The 10,304-nt window shown below is 47.7% G+C and carries 8 protein-coding genes; 1 reads left to right on the top strand and 7 read right to left on the bottom strand.

The features are described 5' to 3' along the window. Nucleotides 1–157: 157 nt before the first annotated feature. The 4 genes from AC0TWI_RS06485 to AC0TWI_RS06470 all read right to left on the bottom strand — a co-directional run bounded on the left by AC0TWI_RS06485 (nucleotide 158) and on the right by AC0TWI_RS06470 (nucleotide 5,644). A complete protein-coding gene (locus AC0TWI_RS06485) occupies nucleotides 158–340 on the bottom strand; it encodes a sporulation YhaL family protein (RefSeq protein WP_488125521.1) in 183 nt (60 codons plus the stop codon). A gap of 92 nt (nucleotides 341–432) precedes the next feature. Beyond that, nucleotides 433–1,380, bottom strand: coding sequence for a 3'-5' exoribonuclease YhaM (gene yhaM, locus AC0TWI_RS06480; protein WP_488125520.1), 948 nt, complete (start codon nucleotides 1,378–1,380; stop codon nucleotides 433–435). 70 nt (nucleotides 1,381–1,450) lie between these two features. Next, nucleotides 1,451–4,399, bottom strand: coding sequence for an ATP-binding protein (locus AC0TWI_RS06475; protein WP_488125519.1), 2,949 nt, complete (start codon nucleotides 4,397–4,399; stop codon nucleotides 1,451–1,453). A gap of 12 nt (nucleotides 4,400–4,411) precedes the next feature. Then, complete coding sequence (locus AC0TWI_RS06470; protein WP_488125518.1) at nucleotides 4,412–5,644, bottom strand: metallophosphoesterase family protein; 1,233 nt, start codon at nucleotides 5,642–5,644, stop codon at nucleotides 4,412–4,414. A 145-nt stretch (nucleotides 5,645–5,789) separates the two neighbouring features. Here AC0TWI_RS06470 and AC0TWI_RS06465 point away from each other — a divergent pair, with 145 nt between their 5' ends. Then, the gene (locus tag AC0TWI_RS06465) at nucleotides 5,790–5,975 is read left to right on the top strand and encodes a YhzD family protein (RefSeq protein ID WP_488125517.1); all 186 of its coding nucleotides are present in this window, start codon (nucleotides 5,790–5,792) and stop codon (nucleotides 5,973–5,975) included. A gap of 954 nt (nucleotides 5,976–6,929) precedes the next feature. Here AC0TWI_RS06465 and AC0TWI_RS06460 read toward each other — a convergent pair. The 3 genes from AC0TWI_RS06460 to AC0TWI_RS06450 all read right to left on the bottom strand — a co-directional run bounded on the left by AC0TWI_RS06460 (nucleotide 6,930) and on the right by AC0TWI_RS06450 (nucleotide 10,290). After that, entirely contained in the window at nucleotides 6,930–7,712 is a 783-nt protein-coding gene (locus AC0TWI_RS06460; protein WP_488125516.1) for an enoyl-CoA hydratase, read from the bottom strand. A gap of 96 nt (nucleotides 7,713–7,808) precedes the next feature. Then, nucleotides 7,809–9,323 carry a coproporphyrinogen III oxidase gene (locus AC0TWI_RS06455; RefSeq protein WP_488125515.1) on the bottom strand — a complete coding sequence of 505 codons (1,515 nt, stop codon included), beginning with the start codon at nucleotides 9,321–9,323 and terminating at the stop codon, nucleotides 7,809–7,811. Nucleotides 9,324–9,423: 100 nt separating this feature from the next. Next, nucleotides 9,424–10,290, bottom strand: a complete 867-nt coding sequence (locus AC0TWI_RS06450; RefSeq protein WP_488125514.1) for an HAD-IIB family hydrolase — start codon at nucleotides 10,288–10,290, stop codon at nucleotides 9,424–9,426. Nucleotides 10,291–10,304: the final 14 nt, after the last annotated feature.

Raw genomic sequence — 10,304 nt, 5'->3', positions numbered from 1 at the left:
GTGCACTTACCTGTTCGGACGAAAAAGTTACTTTGCTCATGTTATCCCCTAATCCCATATTCTTAATTTCAAGTATATAAAAAGCACCTGCAGGTTGAACACTCTTTTTTTCGAGTGTCCTACCTACAGGTACCACTTTAATGGGCAGCTTTTTTTCTTATCCTGTTTTTACCTTGCTCCTCTGCTCTCTTTCTTTTTCCATCCTCTCCAAGTAAACCTCACCTTCTTTTTCAATCCATTCATCTTCTATTTCCCTGTCTTCCCTCGCTGTTTTAATCGCCATATACGCGCTCACCAGAATGCCGAGTATCACCGCATAGATCCACAACGGAAGCTCCATCTCCATTCCTCCTTCTTCGGCTTGTCCTCTTACAACACTATATGTCAGAAGCGAAAAAAAATGCCCTCCGCTAAAGAGGGCATTTAGGTCAATCATTTGTCATGGAAAGTGGGCTTGTAGAATGAACGGTTGTCGAGCGGGAAAATTCGTTCGGAAAATTCCCCGGGCTTGACACGTTTCAACGCCCGGTCAAGCATATTCATTTTCGCATCAATATTATCGATCATATGGAGGATTTCCGCCTCTTTAATCATCGGCTGCTTTGGGCTCCCCCACTCCGGCTTCCCATGGTGACTCAAGACAAGGTGCTGAAGGATGACGACTTCCTCGCCATGGATACCAAGTTCCTCCGCTGCTTTTCCAATTTCATTCACCATGATCGTAATGTGGCCCAGCAGGTTTCCTTCAATCGTGTACGTGGCGGAGACAGGACCAGAAAGCTCAATCACCTTGCCAAGATCATGAAGGATAATTCCCGAGTAAAGCAAATCGCGGTCAAGTGATGGGTATAGATCCGCAATCGCCTTGGCCAAATCCAGCATCGACACGACATGGTAGCCTAAGCCGGACACAAACTCGTGATGATTTTTTGTGGCAGCCGGGAATTCCAAAAACCCCTCATTGTACTTTTTAAGCAGATGCCGGGTAATCCGCTGCATGTTTGGATTTTCCATCGCAAAAATATATTGCGTTACTTTATCAGTAATCTCATTTTTACTGATAGGGGCTTTTTCCAGCAAATCGGCTGCATGGATGCCGTCCTGAGGGACTGCAGGCCGGATTTGCCTGATTTTCAGCTGCAGCCTTCCCCGATAGTTGTGAACCTCTCCTGCTACCTTAACCACTGCCTCGTTTGCATATGTTTTTACATCTTCATCTGTTGCATCCCACAGTTTAGCCTCGATATCACCGGACCGATCCTGCAAGATCAGTGTCAAGAAAGGCTTGCCATTGCTCGCCACACCCCTGACCGCATTTTTGATCAGCAGAAACAGCTCCACCTGCTCTCCGACATCATGCTGTAAAAGCTCTTTTGCCATTAAAACCCCTCCCGAATCCACTCTATTGTCTTTACAAAATTATATCATACCAATCCATTTCCCGAGCCCTTCATTTCACAGAGACATTCGCGCCACTCTTTCGCTCAAGTGTTATGACTGATTCCGAAGAAAACGGGGCTGCCAAATGCTCTTGGCATGTAAAATAGAGAACCTGTATTTTTCCGCTCACTCGTTCCATAAGCTCCAGTACCTTAGCCGCCCGCGGCCGGTCAAAATTAACAAACCCGTCATCGATAATGACCGGGAGTGGATATTCAGCGTGAAGCATGTCGGCAAGGGCCAGGCGTAGTGCAGTATACAGCTGCTCTCCTGTCCCCCTGCTTAATTCTCCAGGAGCGAAAAGCATGCCATCATGCCGCACGACAAACACGAGACCGTCCTGCTGGAGATGGATCTCCTTATACTCAGAATCAGTAAGCAAGGCCAAATATTCCTCTGCCAAATTCATTACTTTTGGAAGTCTCTCTTTCTTATAAACTGCCATCGTTTCCTGTAACAGTGCCTTGGCTGCCGCGAGCTCTGCCCAACGCTTGGCATCCTCATTGAATTTTGATAAGCGCTGATGGTACGCATGAAGCCTGTCGGCATAGGTTCCCCCTTCCTCAATCGCCTGCATCTCGTAATTCACTGCTGCCAATTGATCGATGCGCTCAGCCACTAAGGCAGATTTTGCTTCTATAATCTTCTCAAGCTCCTTAATCGTCTTTTCGAGCATATCAGGGGTTTTTTTATCGGTCACCGCTTCTAACCAATCTGTCCCCGCCTGTTTCACCAGGAGAGCAAGGCGCTCTTCCAAGCTTGTTTTTTCGGCAGAAAGCCGCGCCTGTCTGCGGAACGCCTCCTCATTTGCAACACCGGCTCCTTCCCACAACTTTCCAATCCTCACGTCTGCAGCATTTCTTTCTTTAAGAAGAACGTCTTTTTCTTCCTTCATTTCCGCCCATCTTTTTTTCAAACCCTTTGCTTCACTCTCTTTTTCCTGATCTTTTCTGATTGCCGCTTTTAGCAAGATGATCTTTTCATTATCATCCTTTCCATGGATGCCGGCTGTGTCAGCCAGCCGCGCCAAATCCGCCGACCTTTTTTCCAAACCTTCTGCAAGTACCGATACCCTGGATTTGATCAACGCATGCCTGTCCTTTGTAAGAACAAACTCTTTAATATATTCGAACGCCTCTTCCAGTTTTTCATTGGAAAAATCGGCCTGCAGTCCGATTTCCGATTTCAAGACTGCGAGTTCACGATCTGCCGCTGCCAGCCCTTTCCTTTTACTTGCTAGCTCGGAGGAAAGCATTTCAGCCCTCTCCTCGATTTCCGATAATCTGGAAAAGCTCTCTTTCCACTGTTCCCTTGCCTGTCCTGCCTGTTCATACATTTTTTGTATTGACTTCTGATCCGAGGATAGTTTTTCAATTTCAGCGTTTAGCTGATCAAGCCTTTCTTTCATACCGGCATGATTTTGAGGATCTTTGCGCAGAACAAGGAATGAAGATGAAAGAGTTACAGCAATCATTGCTAGACCAGCCCACTTGCCTGCTCCGTCTAATAAGAACAGCAGCACGAAACCAAGGAAGGCAATCGAAGCAAAAGCTGCACCAAGCCTCCTTTTTTGTCTCTTCTCCCTTTTCCCGCTCGAATTGGCCTGCAATACACCTTCCTCCAAAAACCGCCTCTCCAATTCCAACTTTTCTATCGACTTCATCCGTTCGAATTTGCGCTTCAAATCCCTCCATTCTTGTTCGGGAAGCAGCTGCTCTTCGATTCGGCTGCACTCTTTCTCCGATACATCGAGCTCTATTTTTACTTTTTCCACCTGAGCCTGCAATTGTTCCGCCTCAAGCACAAAGCGGTCATAACTCCGGACAACTGTTTTAAGCTTCACTTTCTGGTCAAGGCTGACATTGGCACCCTGAAAGCTTGCTTTATCATCCAAATGCAGTTCACGGCGAATCCATATGATTCTCTTCTCGATCTCTTCCAGTTCTTTTTGAAGACTTCTCCATTCGTCATACTCCTGAAGCTGCTTCGGCCATTCAGTTAGCAGCTTCTCAGCCTGCAAAACAAAAGGCTGGCCAAGCGTTTGTTCATTGCTTAACTTTTTACTGATGGCTTCCATCCGTTCTTCCAATCCGTCAATCTGGATTGTTGTCTGCATCTTGATATCAGCATCTTTTTCATATCTCCGCAAACCATCCTCTGGAAACCGAATCCCTTCGAGGTGAGCAAGCCGTTCGGTCACTTCCCTGCATTCCTGTAAGACTGGCCACCTCTTCTTCCATTCAGCAGCGTTGTCCTTTTCATCTGAAAGCCGTCGAATCTCCTCTCTCGTCAGCGTAATCTCCTTCTGCAGTTCCTTTTGGTGCTGAGATAACGAGTGGTAGCGGCCATTATGGCTTTTTGCTTCCTTCACCTTTTTTTCAAAATCGCGAAGTTCCTTCAACTGGACATTAAGCTCCGGCTTTCGGCCATTCGGCTTGAAGAGAAGCTCCATCTCTTTATCAAGCTCGTTTTCCAGTTGAAGGAGCTGGTCTGTTCCGACCGTTCCGGCCGCAATCAAGTATTTTGCGATTTCATCGTCTTTTAGCCGCTGCACGTTTTGCAGACCGTCAAGATTAAATGAAAAGACATTTTGGTACATTGTTTTGTCCATACCGCCAAGCAGCTGTGCCAGCAATCCCTCGCCGCCGACCGTACCGTCCTCGAGGAGAACCGTCACATCCCCGGCAGCCCGCCCCCTCACTCTCTCTACTTTTACGATACCATTCTTACCCGTATCCAGAATAAGACGGCCTCCGTACTGTCCGTGTGTCTTCGGCTCGTAGCGCAAGGCTGCCTGCTGTTTTGTCGGAAAGCCGAACAGCATACTGTGGATAAAGGACATGAGTGTGCTTTTTCCTGCCTCGTTCTCCCCGTAAAACACCTGGAAGTCTTGGATGGAATCAAGCTTATAATCATGAAATTTTCCATACCCAAAAATATGGAGCCCGATAATTTTCATAGAACTCAAACCTCACCTTTCATTCAACCTTGCCGCAATCAGATTCTTTGCCGATTCAAATAGAGCCGCCTCTTCCTCTTCATGCACCGGCTCAAGATAGCGGCTTGCAAAAGGATGAGAATAAAGCTCTTGGAAGGCCTCCCCCAATCGGCCCTCCCCGACGATTCTCCCGGCGGTTTCACCGAGCGCTGCAGCAAAAGCAGTTTTCTCCCACTCACTCACACCTGCTGTGTATTCGGTCACTATTTTGTATGGCCAAAGAAAAGGATCCTCCGTTGCCTGATCAGCTTGAAGGAGTTCAAGAAATTCCCCGTTCTCTAGTTTGCGGCGCAAATTCTTCTCGAGCCGTTCAGTATGCTGCAGCTTGATCTCCAGCAGATGGTTTTTCCCATAAGCAGCCCTCTTATCCTCTATCCTCTGCAAGCAAGAGGAATAAAGCGCGCCTAAATCAAAACCCTCTTGGCATTCAACCGCTAGCGTGTCCCAAATAATTGAAGAGGCAGGAATCATGTCCATAACTTGCTTTCCATCATCCGCCAATTCCACTAATAGGCAGCCTTTTTCCCCTTGCTCATTGGCATGCCTACCTTGAATATTGCCAGGATAAACGATCAGCGGATCTTCATGGAGAATGGATTGCTGATGAATATGTCCGAGTGCCCAATAGTCCATCCCCTTTTGCAGCAAATCACGGACGGAAAAAGGCGCATATGGCTGATGGCTTCCACCGCCGTCCTCCCACTGTCCGTGCAGGAGCGCGATATGAAAATCCGCTCCCTCCTTTTTCACATACTTGTTGATCTGTTTCTCATAAACATGGCGCTCCGGATAGCTGAAGCCATATATATGAACGTCGGCACCACTTTTTGTCCGAAATTCAATGCATTCGACCTCCGTACCAAATATATGTACATGATCAGGCATCTTTAATTCGAGGAATTCTCCCGAAAGATGATCGTGATTCCCGTGAACAGCAAAAACCGGAATGCCCGAGTCACCAAGGCGTTCCAGCTCTTTATTCAGCCTTGCCTGAGCTTTGATGCTTCGATCTTCCCCGTCAAACAGATCACCGGCAAGCAAGAGGAAATCAACTCGATACTCCAAAGCAGCATCGACCACACGTGAGAAAGCCACAAATGTGCTTTCCTGGATATGGTGAAACAAGTCAGACGGGAAATGGCTCAACCCTTTAAACGGACTGTCCAAATGCAGATCCGCCGCATGGATGAAACGAATCGATTTCATAAACAGTACCCCCTCCATCGAATATACGTTCTCTTATTATACATCCACCTTCCCTTAAACCGCAACCAAACGCGAAAAATCGGCTTTTCAAATAGTTAAAAATATGCAAAAATGAATACATATTCAGTATAAAGGAGGAACCAAAATGCCAAACTATACACTCACCGCCTTCGAACCAACGGGCGAAACACTCCTCGACGAAAACTTCGAGGCACCAAACGACCAAGCCGCCAAAGAAATCGGCACCAAAATCCTGACCGAAAAAGGCCTAATCGAAAAAACCCACCGCTGCACCTCCCCAAAAGCCAAACTAATACTATTTCATAGGTGAAACGAAAAGCGGAGGGCGATGGATCAGGGGCGACAGGCATAAGACGAGAACAGAAGAAGGCGCTTTTTGCCTTCCTCTGTTCTTGGCTTATGACCCCGAGCCCCTATCGCCCGCAACTGGACAACGAAAAGCGGAGGCGGCTTGCCCAGCTGCGACAAGCATAAGACGAGAAGGAAAAAAGGCGCTTCCCAGCCTTTATTCCTTCTTGGCTTATGACCTCGAGCAGCTAGCCGCCGGAGCTGGACATCACGAAAAGCGGAGGGCGATGGATCAGGGGCGACAGGCATAAGACGAGAACAGAAGAAGGCGCTTTTTGCCTTCCTCTGTTCTTGGCTTATGACCCCGAGCCCCTATCGCCCGCAGCTGGACAATCGAAAAGCGGAGGCGGCTTGCCCAGCTGCGACAAGCATAAGATGAGAAAGAAAAAAAGGCGCTTTCCAGCCTTTATTCCTTCTTGGCTTATGACCTCGAGCAGCTAGCAGCCGGAGCTGGACAATCGGAAAGCGGAGGCTGCCGTTTAGCAACGTACAGATTGGAGCCTTTCTGACGAGATAAAGGAAACAACGCGACGAAGGAGCGGATGTTGACTTATCGTAGGAAGAAAGGCGAAATCTGCTAGTTGCTGGCAGCCGGAGCTGGACAACGAAAAGCGGAGGCTGCCGTTTAGCAACGTACAGATTGGAGCCTTTCTGACGAGATAAAGAAAACACCGCGACGAAGGAGCGGATGTTGACTTATCGTAGGAAGAAAGGCGAAATCTGCTAGTTGCTGGCAGCCGGAGCTGGACAATCGAAAAGCGGAGGCGGCTTGTTTAGCTGCGACAGGCCCTGGAGGAAAAGAGCGTGTGGATGTTTTCCAATCCAACCGCTCTTTTTCAAAGCGACCTCGAGCCCCGAGCAACAAAAAAGCGGAGAGCTGCACGCTCCGCTTTTCCGTTACGATTCAACGGTCCAATCATTCACCGCTGAAAACAGGCTTCCTTTTTTCCACGAATGCCCGTATGCCCTCGTGATGATCTTTCGTATGCCTCATCGTCCATTGGCCCTTTTTCTCCAATTCCAATACTTTTTGCAGATGCTCACGGGTCTGCTCGGCATAAATCTTTTTTGTTTCGATCATCGCCGAAAGCGGCTTATTCAACCAGTGTTCAATTTGCTCCGAGACTGCTGCTTCCAAATTATCCGTTTCTTGGTCAATGAGACCGATTGCAGCTGCCTCTTCAGCACGCATCACGTTTCCTTCCCAGATCAATTGCTTCGCCTTCTGCATGCCCACTCTTTTTTCCATAAAGAAATGACCTCCGCCATCCGGAATCAGGCCGATGCCGATAAAGTTCATCGCAAGTTTTGCGTGTTTGTCAGCGATGACATAATCTGATGCAAGAGCAAGGCTTAAGCCCAGACCGGCGGCAGCCCCTTCCACCGCTGAGATGGTCAGCTGCGGCATCGTATAAAGTGACGTGATCAACTGTCCGATTTGATCCATAATGGCAGAGAACTGTTCCTCCCCATCCATCCGGAGCATTTCTTTAATATCGCCGCCCGCAGAGAAAGCACCGCCCTCCCCTTTGATCACAACGATTTTCAAGCTGGCATCCATGCTGATTGTTTTCAGACAATCGCCAAGCTCCTCAATCAATTGAGCATGAAGGGCATTTAACTGATTGGGACGATTCAAAGTAACGATGGCTGTTTGGCCTTCCATCGCAGCGGAAACAAATTGGTATTCTGCATTCATATCTTCTCCCCCTCTCTTTGATACATTAAGCATAACTGAATGACCATTCATTCACAAGGGGTTTTAAAAATAGCCCCCCTCGTATGGGGGCCAATATCAAAGTGTTGCTTTGTCAGGCGTGAAAAGCTGCTTTAATATTTCAATCTTTTTATCGGTATATTCGACAAAAGAATCGTTGTAAGACTTAGGATCTTTCGGATTGTTCAAATGCTCGATTTTGCCGGTTCTCGGGTTGATGAACTTGCTTGCAGCCCCGCAGCCGATACCGACAATCGTCTGGACTTCTTCCATAATGATAATATTATAAAGACTTTCTTGCCCCGGGAGGGAATAGCCGACATTTTCCAGGTTGCCGAGAATATTTTTTTGGCGGTACAAATAATATGGCGAATAACCATGACCAGCAGTCCAATTCTGCGCCATCTTCATCATATCTTCCGCTTCTGTCCGAGGGGCGACTGTATACTTGTCCCGGTTTCGCGTCATTTCGGAGGCCCGCTTAAAACTCAAGGTATGTACAGTCAACGACTCGGGCATCAGTTTTTCGGTCTCAGCAAGCGAGTGGGCGAAGTGTTCCGTACCTTCTCCCGGCAGGCCAATGATCAGGTCCATGTTGATATTCTTCATTCCATACTCGCGTGCAAGGTGAAATTTCTCAATTGTTTCTTCGACAGTATGGTGGCGGCCAATCGCCTTCAGCGTTTCCTGCGTATAAGATTGGGGATTGATGCTGATGCGGTCGATGTTCCATTTATTAAGTACTCGCAATTTATCTGGAGTAATCGTATCCGGCCGGCCAGCTTCCACCGTGATTTCCCTTACCTTCTGCACGTCCGGGAAAGAGGCATGCATCTCTTCATACAATGCGTCCATTTCTTCTGCCGTAATCGAGGTCGGGGTTCCGCCTCCAAAGTAAATCGTCGTAATGCCAATCCCGTTTTCCTTTAGCCAGCGGCCCGTTTCCCTCATTTCATAGTGAAGCCCGCTCAAAAAGGAATCGACCCTTCCTTGCTTTCCGAGAATGGCATAGGCAGGAAACGTACAGTATGCACATTTTGTCGGACAGAATGGAATGCCGATATAAATGCTTACTTCCTTTTTTAGATCGTATAAATCGGGAAGAACATGAAGCTGGCGTTCGGCAATTGTTCTCATCAAACCGATTTTTTCTTCACTCAGGGAATAGTTCTTTTGCAGTTCAAGAACAGCCGTCTCTCTGTGCATGCCCTTTCTGATCTGCTGGTGCATCAGTTTTGTCGGCCGCATGCCCGTCAAGATGCCCCATTTCTGCTCAATGCCCGTATAACGCTGCAAAACATCGAGGAGCGCGTGGGATACCGCCCGCTTGTAGCTTTTCTCACGGTCCTTCGGTGTCATGGTCTCATCCTTCTCAAACGGCACTTCGCCAGAAGTAAGCTCGGCCTCCTTTTCTCTTAAACGGGCCGTCACGGTATTACCTGAAGATGAGAGAGTAATACTAAGCTCTTCTTCTGGGAGGACAGCATCCCCGTCAAGGAAAATAACGTAGCTCTCCTCAAAAAACAAGTTTATAATCAGCTGCACCGGACGATGCAATTTTTCTTCATGTAAGCCTTTCAGATTGATCTTCATCACATCTCATCCTTCGTATCTGGAGTTCAACTCATTTTACAAAAATAAGCCCGAAACTGCAATGAAGCGCCAAACGAAAAAAGCACCGGCTTCACCGGTGCTACTTGCTGATGTTATTCTGTTTCAAAAACTCAATCCGCTGCTGCCGTCTGAAATGTTCTTTTACCATATAAGCGACACCGTTATCGCTGCTTGAGCGTGTGATCCAGTCCGCTGCCTTCTGCACCTCAGCCGGTGAGTTCTTCATCGCTACTCCCATACCAGCCCATTCAACTAGGGGAAGATCGTCAAAACCTGATCCGATTGCCACAACCTCTTCCCTTCGTATATCCAACCGCTCGCACAAAAGCCGGACACCGTTCAGTTTTGAGACACCGGTTGGCACGAGGTCAAGCATCTCATCGTCTTTCTCAACACATGTAACTTCGTCATACATCGCCTCGATTGTTCTTTTCGCATCAAGCATCGAAGCTCTGTCTGTAAAAATCACCTCGATATGAGGAGGCGCAACTGGCTCATCGAGGAGGAATTCGCTCAATCCATCCACAAACCTCTCCGGATAGGAAAAGCGGTTGGCGGCGTGAAATACGACTTTTGCCATCATCCCCTCTGGCAGTTCCACTTTATTTCCCACGGAAAACTTTTCGTGTACCAGCTTGATCCGGCATGAGTAAGATTCCAGCAAAGCCACAAGCTCACCGGCTGTCTGGTCTTCTATCCTTTTCACGAAAATCGGATTGTTCAAATCCTCACCAATAAATGCACCATGATGAGCTACAATCGCCGTTACTGTCTTCATTGACTTTGCCACTCTCTTTGCTGAAGGAAAATTTCTCGAGGTGGCGAGCACAACTACAATCCCTTTTCCGCTGGCATACTCGATGGCATCACGTGTCAGTTTATTTAAACGCCCATTTTCTTGCAGCAGTGTACCATCAATATTTAAGACGAGCATTTTATAAATCATGGTTGTTCCCCCTA

This window comes from Lederbergia sp. B243.17 (assembly GCF_057657925.1).
The sequence above is the reverse complement of the archived record's forward strand: the minus strand, read 5'-3'. Positions and strand labels throughout refer to the sequence as shown.